This is a genomic window from Bacillus sp. AFS015802, from assembly GCF_002561455.1.
Taxonomy (GTDB): domain Bacteria; phylum Bacillota; class Bacilli; order Bacillales; family Bacillaceae_B; genus Rossellomorea.
The window spans coordinates 66736-84898 of sequence record NZ_NTUP01000008.1 but is presented as its reverse complement, the minus strand read 5'-3'; the positions used below and the strand labels follow the sequence as shown (position 1 = coordinate 84898).

Annotated in this window: 24 protein-coding genes; 7 read left to right on the top strand and 17 right to left on the bottom strand. The window is 42.5% G+C overall.

Features of this window, described 5'->3' with window-relative positions; translation table 11 throughout:
- Positions 1-105: 105 nt before the first annotated feature.
- Together rpmF and CN378_RS05510 are read right to left on the bottom strand one after the other, a co-directional pair.
- Positions 106-279 (bottom strand): 50S ribosomal protein L32, encoded by a 174-nt coding sequence (gene rpmF / locus CN378_RS05515; protein WP_044337494.1) that lies wholly within the window; start codon positions 277-279, stop codon positions 106-108.
- A gap of 64 nt (positions 280-343) precedes the next feature.
- Positions 344-886, bottom strand: a complete 543-nt coding sequence (locus CN378_RS05510) for a YceD family protein (RefSeq protein WP_098350926.1) — start codon at positions 884-886, stop codon at positions 344-346.
- Between the two features lie 238 nt (positions 887-1124).
- Between CN378_RS05510 and CN378_RS05505 the strand changes: the two genes are divergently transcribed.
- Positions 1125-2336 (top strand): nucleotidyltransferase, encoded by a 1212-nt coding sequence (locus CN378_RS05505; RefSeq protein WP_098350925.1) that lies wholly within the window; start codon positions 1125-1127, stop codon positions 2334-2336.
- Between the two features lie 50 nt (positions 2337-2386).
- Here CN378_RS05505 and CN378_RS05500 read toward each other — a convergent pair whose 3' ends face one another.
- Positions 2387-3430: a SepM family pheromone-processing serine protease gene (locus CN378_RS05500; RefSeq protein ID WP_098350924.1), complete on the bottom strand. Its 1044-nt coding sequence runs from the start codon at positions 3428-3430 to the stop codon at positions 2387-2389.
- Positions 3431-3435: 5 nt separating this feature from the next.
- Entirely contained in the window at positions 3436-4215 is a 780-nt protein-coding gene (locus tag CN378_RS05495; protein ID WP_098350923.1) for a patatin-like phospholipase family protein, read from the bottom strand.
- Positions 4216-4390: 175 nt separating this feature from the next.
- On the opposite strand from CN378_RS05495, the gene ylbJ reads away from it, so the two are divergent.
- Complete coding sequence (gene ylbJ / locus CN378_RS05490) at positions 4391-5614, top strand: sporulation integral membrane protein YlbJ (RefSeq protein WP_098350922.1); 1224 nt, start codon at positions 4391-4393, stop codon at positions 5612-5614.
- A 93-nt stretch (positions 5615-5707) separates the two neighbouring features.
- Here the strand turns inward: ylbJ and coaD are convergent, their stop codons facing one another.
- The 3 genes from coaD to CN378_RS05475 form a co-directional block, all read right to left on the bottom strand.
- Complete coding sequence (gene coaD, locus CN378_RS05485; RefSeq protein WP_098350921.1) at positions 5708-6190, bottom strand: pantetheine-phosphate adenylyltransferase; 483 nt, start codon at positions 6188-6190, stop codon at positions 5708-5710.
- A 38-nt stretch (positions 6191-6228) separates the two neighbouring features.
- Positions 6229-6780 carry a 16S rRNA (guanine(966)-N(2))-methyltransferase RsmD gene (gene rsmD, locus CN378_RS05480; protein ID WP_098350920.1) on the bottom strand — a complete coding sequence of 184 codons (552 nt, stop codon included), beginning with the start codon at positions 6778-6780 and terminating at the stop codon, positions 6229-6231.
- 262 nt (positions 6781-7042) lie between these two features.
- The gene (locus CN378_RS05475; protein WP_098350919.1) at positions 7043-8446 is read right to left on the bottom strand and encodes a hypothetical protein; all 1404 of its coding nucleotides are present in this window, start codon (positions 8444-8446) and stop codon (positions 7043-7045) included.
- Positions 8447-8657: 211 nt separating this feature from the next.
- On the opposite strand from CN378_RS05475, the gene CN378_RS05470 reads away from it, so the two are divergent.
- The gene (locus tag CN378_RS05470) at positions 8658-9047 is read left to right on the top strand and encodes a DUF7147 family protein (RefSeq protein ID WP_098350918.1); all 390 of its coding nucleotides are present in this window, start codon (positions 8658-8660) and stop codon (positions 9045-9047) included.
- 73 nt (positions 9048-9120) lie between these two features.
- Here the strand turns inward: CN378_RS05470 and CN378_RS05465 are convergent, their stop codons facing one another.
- Positions 9121-9396 carry a YlbG family protein gene (locus CN378_RS05465; RefSeq protein ID WP_098350917.1) on the bottom strand — a complete coding sequence of 92 codons (276 nt, stop codon included), beginning with the start codon at positions 9394-9396 and terminating at the stop codon, positions 9121-9123.
- Positions 9397-9524: 128 nt separating this feature from the next.
- On the opposite strand from CN378_RS05465, the gene CN378_RS05460 reads away from it, so the two are divergent.
- Positions 9525-9839 carry a hypothetical protein gene (locus CN378_RS05460; RefSeq protein ID WP_098350916.1) on the top strand — a complete coding sequence of 105 codons (315 nt, stop codon included), beginning with the start codon at positions 9525-9527 and terminating at the stop codon, positions 9837-9839.
- Positions 9840-9894: 55 nt separating this feature from the next.
- Here CN378_RS05460 and CN378_RS05455 read toward each other — a convergent pair whose 3' ends face one another.
- From CN378_RS05455 to CN378_RS05440, 4 genes are all read right to left on the bottom strand, one after another.
- Positions 9895-10341, bottom strand: a complete 447-nt coding sequence (locus CN378_RS05455) for a YlbF/YmcA family competence regulator (RefSeq protein ID WP_098350915.1) — start codon at positions 10339-10341, stop codon at positions 9895-9897.
- Positions 10342-10492: 151 nt separating this feature from the next.
- Positions 10493-10888 carry a hypothetical protein gene (locus CN378_RS05450; RefSeq protein WP_098350914.1) on the bottom strand — a complete coding sequence of 132 codons (396 nt, stop codon included), beginning with the start codon at positions 10886-10888 and terminating at the stop codon, positions 10493-10495.
- A gap of 102 nt (positions 10889-10990) precedes the next feature.
- Positions 10991-11233 (bottom strand): YlbE-like family protein, encoded by a 243-nt coding sequence (locus CN378_RS05445; protein WP_098350913.1) that lies wholly within the window; start codon positions 11231-11233, stop codon positions 10991-10993.
- A gap of 12 nt (positions 11234-11245) precedes the next feature.
- Positions 11246-11662, bottom strand: coding sequence for a YlbD family protein (locus tag CN378_RS05440; RefSeq protein ID WP_098350912.1), 417 nt, complete (start codon positions 11660-11662; stop codon positions 11246-11248).
- A gap of 164 nt (positions 11663-11826) precedes the next feature.
- On the opposite strand from CN378_RS05440, the gene CN378_RS05435 reads away from it, so the two are divergent.
- Positions 11827-12315, top strand: coding sequence for a PaaI family thioesterase (locus CN378_RS05435; protein ID WP_098350911.1), 489 nt, complete (start codon positions 11827-11829; stop codon positions 12313-12315).
- A 45-nt stretch (positions 12316-12360) separates the two neighbouring features.
- Here CN378_RS05435 and CN378_RS05430 read toward each other — a convergent pair whose 3' ends face one another.
- Positions 12361-13413: a CAP domain-containing protein gene (locus CN378_RS05430; protein WP_257141022.1), complete on the bottom strand. Its 1053-nt coding sequence runs from the start codon at positions 13411-13413 to the stop codon at positions 12361-12363.
- Positions 13414-13630: 217 nt separating this feature from the next.
- The gene (locus CN378_RS05425; RefSeq protein WP_098350909.1) at positions 13631-14065 is read right to left on the bottom strand and encodes a CBS domain-containing protein; all 435 of its coding nucleotides are present in this window, start codon (positions 14063-14065) and stop codon (positions 13631-13633) included.
- Between the two features lie 261 nt (positions 14066-14326).
- Between CN378_RS05425 and CN378_RS05420 the strand changes: the two genes are divergently transcribed.
- Both CN378_RS05420 and ytvI read left to right on the top strand, forming a co-directional pair.
- Positions 14327-14686, top strand: a complete 360-nt coding sequence (locus tag CN378_RS05420) for a YugN family protein (protein WP_098350908.1) — start codon at positions 14327-14329, stop codon at positions 14684-14686.
- Between the two features lie 185 nt (positions 14687-14871).
- Positions 14872-15930, top strand: coding sequence for a sporulation integral membrane protein YtvI (ytvI, locus tag CN378_RS05415; protein WP_098350907.1), 1059 nt, complete (start codon positions 14872-14874; stop codon positions 15928-15930).
- A gap of 98 nt (positions 15931-16028) precedes the next feature.
- On the opposite strand, the gene CN378_RS05410 is transcribed toward ytvI, so the two are convergent.
- From CN378_RS05410 to ctaF, 3 genes are all read right to left on the bottom strand, one after another.
- Entirely contained in the window at positions 16029-16490 is a 462-nt protein-coding gene (locus CN378_RS05410; protein ID WP_098350906.1) for a DUF420 domain-containing protein, read from the bottom strand.
- 139 nt (positions 16491-16629) lie between these two features.
- On the bottom strand, positions 16630-17538 hold the full coding sequence (gene ctaG, locus CN378_RS05405) for a cytochrome c oxidase assembly factor CtaG (protein ID WP_098350905.1): 909 nt from the start codon (positions 17536-17538) through the stop codon (positions 16630-16632).
- A gap of 292 nt (positions 17539-17830) precedes the next feature.
- Positions 17831-18163 carry a cytochrome c oxidase subunit IVB gene (gene ctaF / locus CN378_RS05400; RefSeq protein ID WP_098350904.1) on the bottom strand — a complete coding sequence of 111 codons (333 nt, stop codon included), beginning with the start codon at positions 18161-18163 and terminating at the stop codon, positions 17831-17833.

Here is an 18163-nt window from a genome sequence, read left to right as displayed (position 1 = left end):
CAGTGTATGGTTTTCTGATCGGGATGAACAGACCTTTCTCCTCGGAATGACAAAAAAAGCGTGAAGAGCCATGGTCTCTTCACGCTTTTTTGCAGTGGTAAACGATTATTTGTTTACAACTTCTTTTCCTTTATACGTTCCGCACTCTTTACAAACACGGTGTGCTAGTTTCATTTCACCACAGTTCGGGCATGCTACCATACCAGGTACACGTAGTTTGAAGTGTGTACGACGTTGTCTTTTTGCTGTTTTAGATGTTCTTCTAAAAGGTACTGCCATTCTTCCCACCTCCTTAAAAGAGATTCATACTCATTATGAAGCCAGTCGAGCTGGTACTTCGCTTTTAAGAGTTCTTGTTTTGATCAAGAAGTTTAGCTAAGTCAGCGAGTCGAGGATCCACTTTCTTCTCTTCCTCTTGTTCGACCTGATGAGCTTGTTCTTCCGTCATCACTTCCCAGTTCTTTCCGGAAGGCATCTCATCTTGTTCTCTCGCTTCATCACTGATTACTTGCATCGGAATCTCAAGTAGCAGCAATTCTCTGATAGCCGGTTTTAAATCAATAACATCACCTTGGATACGATGTACTTCCTCTTCCTCATACTGATCATAATCAGCCTCATTTAGAAGATACGTCTCAATCGTATTGATGTCAACTGGTAAATCAACATCCACAAGGGTTCTTGAGCAAGGTAATACTAACTTTCCTTCTATATGAAGATGGAAGGTGATTCGGTTTGAACCGATATCCGCTTTTCCAGACACTCGAATAGGTGAGACTTCAATAATTTGGGGATCGATTTCTTTCAGTTCGTCCAAATTAATCGTTTCGTCTATGGAAAGTCCCTTGTCTCTAAATTTTTGTAATTGTATTATTGACCATTTCAATGTCATCACCTCAAGGCAACAAAGGTAATTATAGCTTTCATAATACCGTTTGTCAATATTTTTTCTTTACACTCTTTACAACCATAGTGTTGTAATTATAACGTTTAAATATAACGTCTTTCAAATATTTTATAATAATTGTTATGGTTCTTTCAAAAAAAGAGAGAATCTATATCATTTCCTTATATAATGAACATGGTAGAAGTATTTGAGGATTGTAGAAAGGATGTGGGGTTTGATGAGGGCTACAGGGGTAGTAGTAGAGTATAATCCTTTTCATAACGGACATTTACATCATTTGAGGGAAACGCGGTCCGCGACAGGCGCAGATATTGTAGTCGCCGTGATGAGTGGTCACTTCCTGCAACGGGGGGAGCCAGCACTCGTTTCCAAATGGGCCCGTACCAAAATGGCTTTGGAGGCAGGAGTGGACATTGTCATAGAGCTTCCTTATAGCTTTGCGACACAGCATGCTGAAATTTTTTCAAGGGGAGCCATTTCACTACTTGACCGTTTTGGCTGTGAGAGCTTTTGCTTTGGAAGCGAAGATGGAAATATTGATGCCTTCGGAGATACGATATCGTTCATTCAAAACCATCAGGAACCATATAACAGGTACATAAAAGAATTTATCCAGGAAGGGATGAGCTATCCTTCCGCGCTCGCCGGTGCATTTCAGAAATTGGGGAATGAGGATTCAGTCATCGACCTAAGTAAGCCAAACAATATACTGGGTTTTCACTATATGGAGGCAAGGGACCAGCTTTCTTCATCAATGAAGGCGTATACCATCACGCGGGAATCAGCCGGATACCATGATGAGCATTTTTCATCCCCTTCGATCGCCAGTGCGACCAGCATTCGAAAAAGTATATTCAACAACGGAGAGCAGCAGGAGATTGCCTCTTACCTTCCGGAGAGTTCTGTGGAGGAATTGTACAGGTACAAAAAAGAGTATGGTGGATTTCACAGATGGGAGAATTATTGGACATTGCTTCAATACAAGCTTCTTTCCTCTCCTAAAAACACGCTGAAGGATCTATATGAAATAGAAGAAGGAATAGAAAACAGGATGGTGGAGTTTGCAAAATCCTCCCTTTCCTTTGGGGAATTCATGACAAAGCTGAAGACGAAGCGATACACATGGACACGCCTTCAAAGAATGCTCCTTCATATATTGACCGATACACATAAACAGGAAATGAAGAGCAGGCATCTCTACCCGGATTATATCCGTCTTCTCGGTATGAATGAGAGAGGGAGGGAGTTTATCCATTCCCGGAAAAAGAACCTGCCCCTCCCTTTGATCAGTAAGCTTTCAAGCGCGGACCAACAGGCTGTACAATTAGATGTCAAAGCGGCAGAGATCTATGCATTAGGCTTAAAGGATCCTGCGGCACGAAAACGATTACTTCGACAGGAGTGGTCTCAGCCGCCCATCATGATTTAGTCAAACAATAAACAAAGAGGCTCCCCCGGTTTCGAAGGCAGCCTCTTTGTTTATTTTCCAATCGATTGCAGGAAGGAAAGTGCCTCATCAAATGTTTTGACGGGTATCACTTTCATATCCGTACCAATATCTTCTGCCGTTCTCTTCGCAGCGATATAGTTCGATTCAAGGTCGGGATATTTTTTCTTCATTTCCTTCGTGATGGTTTCATCAGGTGCAAGGAAATATTCCGCTCCCGCTTTGTCAGCCGCAATGATCTTCTGCTCGATGCCGCCGATGCGTCCGACTTCCCCATCTTCAGAGATCGTGCCGGTACCAGCGATCCTGTGACCTTTTGCAAGGCTTTCCTCGATTAATTGATCATAGATTTCCAAGCTGAAAATCAAGCCGGCGGAAGGTCCTCCTATTTCCTCGGTATCAAGCTCCACAGGGGGGTCAGTGATGATTTCTTTATCGTCACTTAAGGTGATGCCCAGACCAATTTTATCAGGCATATCGGGAAATGCTTCAAGCGGGATACTTTCCACCTTCTTTTTGTTATCCCTGACGTACGTGATGTCTACTTTATCCCCTTTTGTCTTCCCGCTTACATAGTCGATGAATTCCTGTGAGGACTGAAATGTTTGACCATCGATGGCCGTGATCCGGTCACCAGGTTTTAGAACCTCTTCAGCAGGCATGGACGGATAGATACTTAATACATAAATTCCTTTATAGTTATATTCGAAAGATTTCCCTGCTTTTGTATACGCCACTTCGATGGCATGGCTTTGGGAGTTATTCATGAGCTGAAGTTGACGAAGATTGTATTCTTCATCACTTTCATGCGGACTCCTGATTTCCTCGACGGGAAAGATATATTCATATTTCCTTATACTCGCCATGAGATAAGCATAAATATTCGCCCTTCCCATTCTGACGGTGGTCAGCATCAGTTCCCCATCATCCTGGTCCCCATTCTTGACATGGACGATCGGATCCAGTTCATGTGCACTTCCAGGTTTCGTTACGTAGAATGGAAGATAATAAAAAGAACCGGCAACCATGATGATGGTCATGATGACCAAGGTTCTTATTAACGTTTTCGTTTTCATAGCCTTTACTCCTTCCAATTGTCTAGGGCATCCTGTATCGAAGGAATAACCTTCTTCGCTTCTTCTTCCCCCATATCGATGATTTCTTCGATGTTTTTAAAGGCTCTCGTGCTATACATTTCCACATGCGGTCTGATCATGAAGTCCGAGGCGAATTCCCGGTGAGCAACAATCTCCAATTGAAGGATATCGATGCTTTGCATGATCACATCATAAATAGTGGTGATTTCTGCATTTCGTTTTACGTGGGAGACATCGACCCCTATGACGATATCGGCCCCCATTTCCTTCACGACGGAAACGGGGACTCGGTCGATCACGCCTCCGTCCACCAAGAGACGGCCATTTATTCTCTCAGGTACAAAGATGCCGGGTATGGCAATGCTCGCCCGTACAGCACTTGAAATGGGGCCGGTGGTAAAGATGACTTTTTCCCCATTCGTAATGTCTGTCGCCACCACGCTGACAGGAATATTCAAATCCTCAATATTTTTATTATGAGTGAAGAGCTGTATGAATTCTTTTATTCTTTTACCCGAAATAAAGCCCATCTTCGGAACGGTAAAGTCTAAATAATACTTTCTTCTGAAGGTGGTGGAAAGCTTGTATAGGTCTTCCATCTTGTGACCCACTCCATAGAAACAGCCAACAAGCGCCCCCATGCTGCTGCCTGCTATCATATCAATCGGAATCTTCGCGTCATCAAACGCCTTCAATACACCTAAATGGGCAAATCCCCTTGCGCCACCCGAGCCGAGGGCTAATCCAATTTTTGGTCTATCCATGCCCTTCCCCCTTTTCCCGAGTCATCGGTCTATTCATCATATGGTCTATTTCGATTATGTATGAGTATATTGAATAATATGAGGACAAGTTGAATTAATCTCATTTTATCATTCTTTTTCCGTTTCACAAGGAATTGAGATAGAAGGAACTATTTTCTTAGGGGAGGAAGTCCGGTTGTACAAATCTAAAATCAAGACCTTGGCTTTATCCATAAGTGTGACGGTATTTGCCACATCTCTCATCCTGATGCCCGGGGAATCACTTGAAGCATCCATCAGGGGCCTGGATATGTGGTGGGAAATCGTCTTTCCATCTTTGCTGCCTTTTTTTATCGTATCTGAAATGTTGATCGGGTTTGGAGTCGTCCGGTTCATAGGCGTGATGCTCGAGCCTTTGATGAGGCCTTTATTCCGAGTCCCTGGTGTTGGCGGGTTTGTGTGGGCGATGGGAATGGCATCGGGATTTCCTGCAGGGGCTAAATTGACGGCTCGATTGCGCCAGGAAGAACAAATTACGAAATTGGAAGCCGAACGGCTCGTTTCGTTCACTAACTCCTCCAACCCTCTATTCATATTCGGGGCTGTATCGGTGGGTTTTTTCCAAAACGCCACACTTGGCATCGTCTTGGCTGCCGCTCATTATATCGGTAACATTTGCGTCGGGGTCGTCATGAGGTTCTATGGTGGAAAAGAAAACGAAGAAAGCAGGAAGAATGTTGCCACATCCGGGAAAAATGGATTCATCCTCAAGGAAGCCTTCACGGCCCTTCACGAGACAAGACTACAGGACAAGCGGCCCATCGGTAAACTGCTGGGAGATGCCGTCACTTCTTCTATCCAGACCTTATTGATGATAGGTGGATTCATCATCCTGTTTTCCGTTATTAATAAAATGCTGTACCATCTGAATATCACGACCTTTTTTGCAGAAGGCTTATCGGCTTTGTTCCTGCTGCTTCAATTACCGGATCAGTTAAGCATTCCTTTTATCTCAGGGATGTTCGAAATTACATTAGGATCCAAGCTGACAAGTGGGGTAACGGAAGCAACTCTCCTTCACCAAGCGATTATCACAAGCTTCATCTTAGGCTTCAGCGGATTCAGCGTCCAGGCACAGGTGGCAAGTATCCTGGCAGAGACGGATATACGTTTTAAGCCTTTCTTCTATGCACGCCTGGTTCACGGACTGGCAGCATCGGTCACCACCATCATCATTTGGAAACCCATTTATAAGCGATTTTCAGATGAACAGCTTTCCAATGCCATCCCCGTATTCGCCAGGCACAATGACGCATTTTGGACCGACATGCTTTTTTGGTTCAAGACAGCGGGTCCCGTTATTACAATTTCCAGTCTCGTCGTGTATATGATCCTCTATACGATGAGAACACGCGCATAAATAAAAAAAACAGGGTTGATCCACATAGACCAACACCCTTGTCACAGAAGTGATAAGGCAAGGTCACACAGTTGGATCAGCCCTGTTAATTTATTACCTTTGATATTTCTTCTTTAACGATTCTTCTACACGCTTAGGTACGAGCTCAGAGATATCGCCTCCGTATTTAGCCACTTCTTTCACAATACTTGAGCTTAAGAACGAATACTGATTATTCGTCATGATGAAAAACGTCTCGATCTCATCGTCAAGCACCCGGTTCATGGACGTGATCTGCATTTCATATTCAAAGTCTGATACCGCGCGCAATCCCCTGATGATCGCTTTCGCGTTAACATTCTTGGCATAATCCACCAATAAGCCCTGAAATGAATCGACTACCACATTTGGTATGTCCCTGGTGACTTCCCGGATCAATTCAATTCTTTCCTCTACCGAAAAAAGTGGTTTCTTGGAAGAGTTATTTAATACTACTACGTAAATCTCGTCAAACACTTTGGCACCCCGTGTAATAATATCCAGATGCCCATATGTAATGGGATCGAAGCTTCCCGGACAAACTGCTATACTTGGCATTGTGTTACCTCCTGGCTTTTATCTTATTCTTCCACCATTCATCCCTTTGAAAAAATGGAGATTCGGATGATTCCATACGTTTCTTCCCTTACCTTCTTCAATCTTCCCGTTCTATCTTCCAACGTGATTTCCGATCCATGTTCACACATGACGTAACCGCTTTCATTTAGAAGGTTGTGTTCATCGATGAATTCCAGGAGTTGCTGGAGCTTTTGCTGTTTATAAGGGGGGTCAAGAAAGATATAGTCAAAGACTATTCCTCTTTTTAATATCGCCTTTAACGCTCTAGTGGCTTCATTACGGTAAACCTCACTTTGCTCCAGCAAATCACAGTCTTTAAGATTGGCTTTTATGGTTTGAAATGCCTTTTGATCCCTGTCAACAAAAATGACGGAATCAAGTCCGCGACTTAACGCCTCAATGCCCAGTCCACCGCTTCCTGCAAACAAATCCAACCCTTCCCCGCCTTCAAAATAGGGACCTAACATATTAAATATCGATTCTTTCACCTTATCTGTAGTGGGCCGGGTTCCACTCCCCGGAACAGCCTTCAATGGCCTGCCCTTTAATGTACCTGATATGACTCTCATAATCATCCACCATATATGTATTTTTTCTTCCCTATCCTATCATATCCCGACATATATCGCCACATCCTAAATTTGTTCCAAATAGGTATAAAATCATTTAGTTGGGTGATAATGAAGGTAACAGCATCCTAACTGATGTTGTTGCCAACCGCGGAGAAGACTTACGATTCCCCATAAGTTCTTCCTCCGGTTTCTCCTCTCCCTTTGCCTTCTTTCCAGAGATGGATATAGAAGGACCCTGCAGAAAGTTCTGCAGGGCTTTTTACATTTCTTTTAAAATCTCGATACTGTTTTCCTTTTCTATGACTTCCACATTGAACAATTTCTCAAACCAGTCGACATCCATATAGACGGTGTCCCCTACCGTTTGGACCGGCTTTATGAGTAAACCGTAATTCTCTTCATTATAAATAAAGTAGTCTTCGTTTACATAGAACCTCAATGTATTCCCATTTATCGCAGTGAAGTATACACCGGGCCCGAGCTCCTTCACTTCAAGACCCAAAGCCTTGACTGTTTCGGGGAACTGGATGAATTTCTTTTGTTTAAAGGAAATATAAGACAGCTGACCTGGTTTCCGGTTGATCATAATAGGCTTATTTGCCTTAAGAATAAGCAGAGGCTTCTCTTTCCCTTTCAACCTTTCACTGAAAAAAGAAGAGGTGAAACCTGTCACTCTGCTCACTGCGTCATCGAGCATGACCCGGTCCACCGGTTGACCCTTGACCTTTTGTCTCAGATCCTCCCACTCAGCGGGACTCAGACCTTCTTTCAACTGCTGATATATCCATGCCGGTTTGGCGTTATAGGGGGGTTCATTAAAAAGAATACCGACAACCAATTCCTTCAACCATCCATCCTCATCTTTTGCCGACAATGTTTGATACATCAAACTTTGCCTGATCCCTTTCAACTGCTCGCCGGATGCATCATTCATCACGATCAGATGGGGAGATTGAAAAGGTTTGATTTTTTTTGTCAGGATGATGGTCACGAAACCGGTATGTGATTCAAATGGACCCAGTTTATCAAATCCGGCCGATTCCCCTTCCTCAGTCAACACTCTTACAGCTGAAGACTTTTTCTCTTTCCACGCTTCTTTCGTCCACACTAAATCTGACGGTTCACCGTGTCCACTGAAAAAATAATAATCGATATAATCCAGTTTCTTATGACTTGAAGATTGATACCCTGCTATCCATTTTCCGTTCCTAAGACTCTTTTCCGTTAACTGAATATCTGTATTCACCGTTGAAATATCAGAAAGGACAGGGTACCAGTTCTTTAATAGTACAGTTTCAGCTTCAGTCGACTGCTTTAAAGAATAGGTGATGGTGATTTCCCGGAGATCAGGATAGGTGGAGTTCACATAGAATTCACCGTTTTCTTTCGTCAAACAACTCTTTTCTTTATCATCCTTACAGGTAAAGTCCTCAGACCCCTCCGGCCATCGAATCGTCATGGGAGCAGTGACCGGTGCTTCTAAGCGGAGCGTCTGGGTAACATTAAACCGTCCGTCCTGATGGATGATGGAATAAGATTGATTCACCTCGACTCCACCCGCTTCCCCGGCACTTTCAGTCGTGAAGCCCAACCATTGGAAGAATAGGAGGCCAGAACTTATAAAAATCAGCAATAAACCGAATGTAATTAAAAAACGTTTCATACCATACCCCTTCACTCCGTTTGCTACTTCAAGAATAGCAGAAGTAAAAGGAGAATAGTGGCACATTTTTGTGAAATGACCAATATTTCCACAAAAGGCATAATCATATGATCCAATAATCCATGTGAGGTATTTTAGAATCTTTACTTATGGGTGGATGTTTGAAATAATAAGGAATTGATTAACTCGGTAGGAAAAGGGGAATAAAACAATGATTCAACGATTTATTGAATTAGGAGAAGGATATTCTGATATTTATGAACTTATGGAGCTTGCAACAGCCAATAAAGAACGTTTACAGCATATGATGGCATTCCATACGATCGTGAAAGATCGCGCTGTAACCTCTTTGGCTCTAGTGATGAAACCGACAGAACAAGGGAAATTCCAAGCCATCTATGTGTGCAGAGAGGGAATTCCAAACCCGAATATCACACCAAACCAGCGCTACTCATTATTTGAGGAAACGGCCGGTAAGCTTGACAAAGCCATCATCCAGATGGATGTAAAGCCCTCCACCCTATTTCCCGAAAATGCCCTGTATTATCAGCACCTGATTGCGATATTGCGGTTAAATCATTACATACTGCCTTTACAATAATCGCCCCCGGCCAGGGTGTGATATTCATTCCAATGAAAAAAGCTGCCAAAATAACATTATTTGGCAGCCATCTTTAAAATCCCATCTTGTAATCATATTCCTTCGCTTTATCCGGTCGGGAATTTTCAAAAACGGACTTAATGAAGGGTTTAAAGGAAGGATCTACTCTTTTCACATAAGAATATGTAGAGATTCTATCCATCACAGAGTCAATTTCATCCTGATTACAATATAACACAACATATTTCATTTTCTTCGATACATAGTGGACATTCCCAAATCGTCTAAGGGACTTGGCATGCTTCAAACTATGTAACCAAACAACTAAACCTTGTCTTTCTGTTAGCATATAGTTTCCCCTCTAGGAATCACTTTTTTTTAAGTCTAGCATAATCTTGTGGGCGGAAGCAATACGAAAACTTTTAAATAGAGCGTATAGTGAATACTATATACTAAAATAGAGAACGGAGGGCCTCCATGGATTTAAACGTGATTTGGGACTATTTCATCGAACACCTAATGGGGGAGGAAGGGATCGAAGAAGCATATGTCAAATGGAGCGCAGGTATTCCCTTCATCTATATTCGCTCCGTGAAAGAGAAAAATGAGATCGAGTACTTCATTAAGAAATGGTCGGCTAAGGCGATGCGGGGAAAGAGACTGCACTCTGATACCATTTTTTTCAGAGAAGAAGGATCTCTATACGTTTATCGCCACCGGTTCTATGTCCCCCAGGAAAAAATGTTTTGCTGCGGCAACCTCTGTGTGGATTGTGTCCGCCTAAAACAGTAGGTTTTGCTCCATTCAAAAAAAGAAGAGCGGGACATCCGCTCTTCTTTCGTATGATTCACGCTGAACAACCGCAACTTCCACCTGAACCACAGCCTCCCCCGCATGATCCTCCGCTTGAGAAGAATGGATTCCCTGAAGGAACCTTTACATTTTTAGAAACTGAATGACCAATCAACAGGCTCACCTGATCAAGGAGATCCTGCAGCTCGTTTTCGGCTCTGCGGAATTCTGCCACATTCTCATCAAGATCCATTTCTCTCTTTACTTCGCGGATTTCTTTCATGATGGTTTTGTAGTCCGGATGATACCGGCCGAAGCGCTGTACTTCTTCGTAACTCTCTTTCATTCGGGAAAAGGTTTGTACCTTTCGTTGAGTTTCAGAGTTATTGCGAAGTTTATATAAAGACTTACGATAATTTTCTGCCACATCGGATTCTAAAATCCACTGAGATAATTCGTCAGCTGAATCCAATATTTCCATTCTTTCTATAGTAGCAAGCATAGTGCCCACCTCCGTAACGATATTTTAACATGTTTCACAGAAGGAAGCGAATAGGCAGACGGTAATTTTCTGATTCATCCACTTATGACTTGAATTGCAAACAAAAAAATACCGCCGCAAATGTTCGCGGACGGTATACCTATACCTGGGATTATTGAATCGTTACATAAAATTGTTTTTTCATCCCCAGTGACTTGTTATTCTTCCCTACGATTTCGACGTCCAGAAGGTGGACACCTTTGGGCAATCCTTTTACAACGAAAGCGGCCGTATGATATTCCTTATACAAATTCCCTGTCCCTGATCGAACGACAATTTTCCCCTTTTTAGCTCCCTTTTTTTCTGAAGTAAAGGTAACACCAGGCACGATGCACTCTATATACACTTGACTGCCTTGAACCATATGTTTAATGGAAAGCGCTTGTTGCCCCGAATTGGCAGCTTCCACTTTTTTAGTGAACGTAAAGCTTTCCGGTTCAGGCATCTTTTCTTTGCAGCCGCTTAATAAAATCAGTGAACCAATGGTTAACAGCATCATTTTTTTCATCGTCTACACCACTCCTTACCTATAGCGTTGCCCAACCAAAGCAATTTCTACTCAAAATAATGAATGGAGTGAGTGTGTGCTGATTGCAAAAAAAATAGCACCTTAATTATCGGCACTATTCATGGATTGGAACATACTGATCATCATGGAAGCCATTTGGACTCCATTGGAGAATTTCTGCACCCGATGGGGGATGGTTTTCTGAAAATGATTAATGGATGCAATCTCGAATTTTTCCAATTCGTTGGGATTCCTGGAAAGGGTACGGTACCACTGGGGTTGATCCCTCAGGAATAACTTCAAATCTTCTTTAGCATAAATATATTCAATAATGTCTGGTCTCAATATGTCTACCCCCTAATCTTTTCGGAAAGAGAAGGGATGGGAAGGTTTGGCTGGAGCTTCCGTCTTGGTCGCGGTCCCTGATCCCCTGGCGTTTCCGGATTGAAACTGGCTGAGTACTCCCTGGACGGCCCCAAGTGCTTCACTTAAGCTGTTAATATGCTGCTGCAACTGATTTGCGTCCATTTTCTTCACCATTTCTCCCACTTGATCCATCCATCCCCCCTTGCTTTCCGTATTCGTTGAGGGCTTTTCTTTTGCTGCTTCGTCTTTGTACTTATCCCATCTGGTGTCATCTTCCCCAAGCAAATACCAGTCTTCAAAGAGATCTTGCCAATTGGCATCGCCATTCCGGACCTCTTTAACGATTTTCGGGTGTTTTTTCACAAACCCTTTAAATTCTTTGACTTTAGGATGCAATGATTTTCCCATTTTATGAACACCTCCATTACAGGCATCTACCTATTACACTTTATGAAGAAATGAAAAGAATGGTGATACATTCCTTTTTGTAGTAATATTTACATGTATATTGGCGCAACCGTTTACCCAACAGGTTGTAGAAGGCCATGAATACTAAAAAAGGATGTATGAGAATGAAAGAACAGGTACAAAAATTATTCAATGAATGTTTGGCAGGAGCTACTGATGACGACCTCCTGATTGTGAAACAGTTGCTCGAAGGAATACAGCGTAAGAAAAAAAGAAAAAATGAATCGATTATTGGCGGGATTTTCGGTATGGACGGGGAAATGGAGGACGGAAACTTCACTGTGAGCCTTCCGATTACTCCCGTTACCCATAATTCCCTGGAGATCGTGCACGGGGGTGTAACGGCTACCCTCGTGGATACAGCAATGGGAACCTTGGCGAATATGATGCTTCCCGAAGGATACGGAGCTGTAACGACAAATTTAAATGTTCATTATCTGGCACCCGGTGTGGGTGAACGCCTAACTGCTCATGCGACAGTCGTTCACCACGGAAGCAAGACGATTGTAGTGGACGGAAAGGTTGTAAGTTCCGAAGGTAAGATCGTGGCACACTCTACAGGTTCCTTTTTTATATTCAAAAAGAAGCAATGAACAAATAGGCGGATTCCACAGATTGTCTCTGGGGATCCGCCTTTATTATTCTTCAACTTCCATTTTCTCAATGAAATTCTGGGTATAGAATCGTTTGTATACCCCTACGCCAAGATGCGTAAAATTCTGCTCCAAAAGAATCTTACGGTGGCCGTCCGAATTGAGCCAGCCATGCACGGCTTCGGGGGCATCCGTATACTGAGATGCAATGTTTTCCCCCGCTGTCTTAAACCGTACACCTTCCTGATCGAGACGTTGAGACAGATCCCCAAGGGTGGGTGAGTCATGGGAGAAGTAATCCTCTTCATACATTTCTTTACTGTGTCCTCTCGCTACCTGGGCCGTTTCCTCATCCCACTCGAGAGTGCCTTCATCGAACTGATGTCTGATGACATTTGTAATGTCAAATATCTGTTGTTCACTGGCAGTGTTCACCTTATCCCACTCATCTTCACTCGGCTCCACTTCCTCAGCCAATTCACCTCGATACATCATTTCATATGGATGCATTTCGATCAGTGTCGGTCCATCCAGAAAGCGGATGCTCGTCAGCCTGCCTGAGAATTTATCCAGATAAAGCTGAGCATAGATTTTTCCGAGTGGTACTAAGAGACGGGTATTTAAATCTTCTTCGTTCAATTCAAATTGATAGGAGCCTGTATCGTCGTTTACTACAATTTCGGAATCGACTATGGTAAACCGATATATGTCCTCCAAGCGTTGACCAAGCTTATAAGGGGCCACATCCACTTGATTCCCTATTGCATAGAGGGTGACCACTTTTTGATTCATAACGCCCATTTGTATGTATTGTTTATTCGAAATCGGGTAGACCCACCATTCATAACCATAGGAACTTGGTTCGACTCTTTTGGGTTCTCCAAAAGCTTCCTTTACCTTTTTCGTGTCTTTTCCTATCCATGTGGATAAACCGGAAGTTGGTCTTTCCCCGGGTGTTTCGATTGTTTGATTCAATTGGTTATCTTTGTTTTCCTTAAGAGTTTGGGTTTCTGGGCCTTTTAAAGGTTCGTTTTCCTGCTTTTGACCTTGATAAATACCAATAATTAAAATAATGACAAGGATGATCAAAATACGCAAAACCGTTCTCAGAATTTTCCCTCCTCTCTACTTCCTCAGGTGAAGAATTTACCACCGTTTCTAGATATATTATACCACTAAATTGATTCTAAAAATTATGTATATACTAAAGGATAGCATATTTTCCTTCGTTCTAAAACTGACGCACTCTCCCACACTCATCATCCCTACAAAAAAGGGGATGATCATGTCTTATCAGATGATCATCCCTTAATGATTAAAATGGTTTATTCCTGAAGTTGGATTCCGAGATATTCTCCAGTGCCACATAAGCCTGCTTACCCAACGATTCCCTGATTGCAAGATCTCCTAAGGAAATCATACCTACCAAATGCTCACCTTCTACGATGGGAAGCCTCCTGATCTGATTTTCAGCCATGATATGGGCAGCTTCCTCAGCCGAAGTTTCAGGTGTAGCGGTAATTAGGTGCTTACTCATAATATCCTCAACCTTTGAGGAAGCCGGATGCTTTTCAGCGATACAGCGTAGGACAATGTCCCTGTCTGTCATGACTCCCACGATTTTGTCTCCATCCACAATGGGGATAGATCCAATATTATGTTCTTTCATTTTAAGTGCGACCTCATAGACATTGTCTAATAGTGAACATGTCTCAACATCCTTGGTCATAATATCCTTAAGATTGGTCATCTTGATCCTCCTCCTGCAATGAGCATTTCTCTTCTATTTTTCAGCTTTCTCATAAATGATATTCACCTTTTAAAAAAATCGCCTAATTCAAACGATTCAAGACATTGCAAGATATAGTTTTTTCCACTATTATTAAGAATGAGAATTACCGCATTTAGTATCATGTACATACACCGATATGAATGCTTCTACCATACGGACAGCATGGGGGTGACGGAACCTCGGATGTCCTCATGCAAGCCAATATAGGAGGAAAATATTATGCGTTTTGAAGCAACTGAATTTGAAAGCTTAAAAGTCGATTTAAACCGTTTGGACGAAATCATGGAATCTCATGGACTGGTCCGTGCAGGCCAATGGGATTACGAGCGGGTGACCTATGACCGTAAATTCGAAATCAGAGAAGGCATTTTCTATCTACGGATCCAGGGTCTTGCCGTCGAAGGAGACATCGGTAAGCACGACGCCGTCATCCAATTGATGACCCCGCTGCTCGGGAAACATTATTACCCCCATGGTGTGGAGTATGGTGAAGGTGAAGAATTCCCTAAACACCTTATCACTTCTTGTGAAAAGGTATTGGCGGATGTTAAGAAAGACGCAACCAACTTTGCATGGTAATGCACTCCTTTTAAAAAAAGACTGTCTGTCTTACAGACAGTCTTTTCTCTATGCTCCTCCAAGCACTATATGCCATGAATAAATGGATACAAAACCTTCAAAATTTCACTTTCTTCCCACTGTTCATTCTTCTCTGACTCTAATATAATAATAGTAAGAGGTTCCTGTTAGAAAGGGGTACACAATTGTCCAAGTTTTTCACTAAAAAAGTATTAATGATCTCGATGATCATCTTACTGATAGCATTAATCGCATTTTTTATCCTGCCTGTTTCCGTCACCTTGATCACTGCGATCATCACCGCTCTTTTTCTGGAACCTGCCGTAGGTTTTATTCAAAAACGCTTTTCAACAAAACGCAGATTCGCGGTTCTTTCCGTTTTTATTTTGTTTTTACTACTTATTAGCGTCTCCTCGTTTTTCGTCACCACTAAAGTGGTTGGTGAAGGAATTAAGCTTATCGAAGATGCTCCAAAATACGTTAATCAGTTAAGCGATATCTGGCTGGATTATGAAGACCGATTGCTGAATGCAACCGAGGACCTTCCCGATGAACTGGTGAAGAGCTTCAGCGAAGACGTTCAGAGCTTTTTAAACAGCGGGAAAACAAAGATCCTTAATTCATTCAACATTGAAAGAATAAGCCTTTTTTTATCTTATATCCCAAATTATCTGGTAAGCTTTCTAGTTTACTTGATCGCTCTATTTCTTTTCATGCTGGATTTACCCCGAATCAAGAAATCCATTTACGGTCACCTGACAGAAAAAACAGCGGAAAAGGTTACCTTCATGACGTCAAGGCTCACCTATGTCATTTTTGGATTCTTTAAAGCGCAATTTCTGGTCAGTATCATTATTTTTATCGTTTCCTTGATCGGACTTCTTTTCATAGCTCCCGAGGTGGCAATTGTGATGTCGATCATCATTTGGGTGATTGATTTCATTCCACTGATCGGGTCCATAGTAGTTCTGGCTCCTTGGGCCATCTTCCATCTGTTGGCCGGAAATATCGCCCTGGGAACCCAATTAGCCGTATTGGCCGCCATACTGTTGATCATCAGAAGAACCGTTGAACCAAAAGTGATGGGTAGCCATATCGGATTGTCTCCCCTTGCTACACTGATTGCCATGTACCTCGGCCTGAAGCTTTTTGGCGTATTAGGATTCATCATCGGTCCACTCTTACTCATTGTGTTTAACTCAGCAAAAGAAGCGGGTATCATAAAAACCAATTTCAAACTGTAAAAGGCCAAATCCCACTCGTTGGGGATTTGGCCTTTTTTTAAACTCCTTCTTCAAAAACAAAAAACCATTATGTGTGAATACACATAATGGTTTTTTGTTTAATAGCCCAGGATGGCCCTGATGACGGATGTCGTTTCTCCACCCTTATAGAAAACGTAAAGAAGCAGATAGACTGCAACGCCTGTGATGGCCGTGAAAAACCATATAAAGCTCGTTATCGGCCCAAGCTTGCGGTGCCTCTTCAGTTGGTCTTTATAACCTGTCCAGAGGCTTAAAATGCCAAATACGGCACCTGTTGTAGCTAAAGTGATATGAAAGACCAGGAAAATCGTATAATAAACCTTGATGTCATCGGGCCCACCGAATGAGGTGTTCCCGACAAAGATCGTCCTGCTTAAATAGATAACGAAAAAGATAAGGGCAAAGATTCCCGCAAGTGTCATCGTTTTCTGATGCTGTTCGATCTTCCTCTGTTTAATCTGCCACCATCCTATCGCAACAGTGACAGCACTCAACACGATAAAGCTCGTGCTAATGGTAGGTAAAATAGGTAAATCCATCTCGTTTCCTCTCTTTTCTAAAAAATTCTATCAAGTGTTTTTGACTGTTGACATAAAACCTTTCTGCTACAGGATCAGATTAAATGAAAACTATGTACATACAGGAATAACGGCATTCGACGATATCCCCGTATCCTTTTTATTGCTCAGGCAGAGTCGACTCTGACATTGGATCATAGGAGAGCTTCTCTTGCTGCTCCTGGTCCTTCCTATACCACTGGAAGAACAAATTGAAAAGGACAACACCAAACACAATTTCCTGTACGATCTTCATCAGGACCCCGCCGAGCTGTTGATCGTTAAGTGTGGACATAGAAGTGAATAATTCCGGCCCGGTCAGCGTCAAACCTTCAAGTGTATCAACAGGAACACAAAGAGATAACGATTTGAGCCACTCATTTGGATCATAATAGGTTGCATACATCGGGTGTTCGGCGAAGATGATCAAACCGCATGCCGGGGTCAATAACACGGCACTTCCCAGTATATATCCAATTCGTTTTAATCCACTCAATTCAATATCTTCATCCACTGGGTTGATCAGTGGCCACCACATAAATACTGCAAGGAAGAATAATATGAAGGTGGTCAATCCGTGTAGTGTGACATCGGTACGAACATTGTCAAACACCAACGGGATATGATAAATCGAAAAAACGATATTGAAAGACAATAGGGAGATCAGCGGCTTTGTCATAAAGTTAAAAATCTGTTTGATGACCGGCAGCTTAACTGTTGCTTTCCAAACCCAATCCGGTATCCCCAGGATCAATAACGGAGTGAAGACGAGATATAAAAATGCCATCTGCATCATGTGTGCAGAAAACAATATCCCACCGAGAACTTCGACAGGCGATCCCTTGATGGCGTAAAGCAGTACCATTGATACAATAAAAAATGCTGCTTCTTTGCCAGTCAGTTTCCTGTTATCTTTAAAACTGCCCCTCCACTTTATCGTGATCAAAAAATAGAGTACAGTCATAAACACCAACGTCATGAGAAAAAACGGGCTCCATAACGCCATAAAACCAAAAATACCCAAAGGCATCTTCTCACCTCATTTCACAATTAACACCTACCACCATTATACTGACAACCCACCCCCACTTCAATGCGAGGTCATGACAAGTTCTTGAACAATTAGAAAAGCGGAAGCGGCTTGAACATGCCCGACAAGCATAAGGCGAACCTGCTGGAAAGGCGTCCTTTGCCTTTTTGGCAGGTTTGACTTATGACCTCGAGCCTCTAAGCCCCGGAGCTGGACAACGAAAGCGGAAGCGGCTTGAACGCGCCATCCTTTTATTCACACAAAAAAGCCAGCCATATGGCTGACTTTTTCATTAAATCCATACAATTGTTAAAAATGTTAGCACCGTGATAAATGCAACAAGTGCACCAGAATACAGGAACAACGAAGGTGCTTCATGACCTTTATGACTCATGTGCATGAAGTAATAAAGTTGAAAAATCAGTTGAACGACTGCAAGTAAGAGAATGAACGGTACAATGAAGTACTTATCGAAATCTCCTGCCACTGCAATGAACGCCACTAATGTCAAGAAAATCATTAACATGAAGGATGTTAACTGCATTCTCATGTCTTCTGCATTCTTCTTACGACGATATTCGTAATCTACACTTGGGTTACCTGAATTTGATTGTTGATTCGCCAT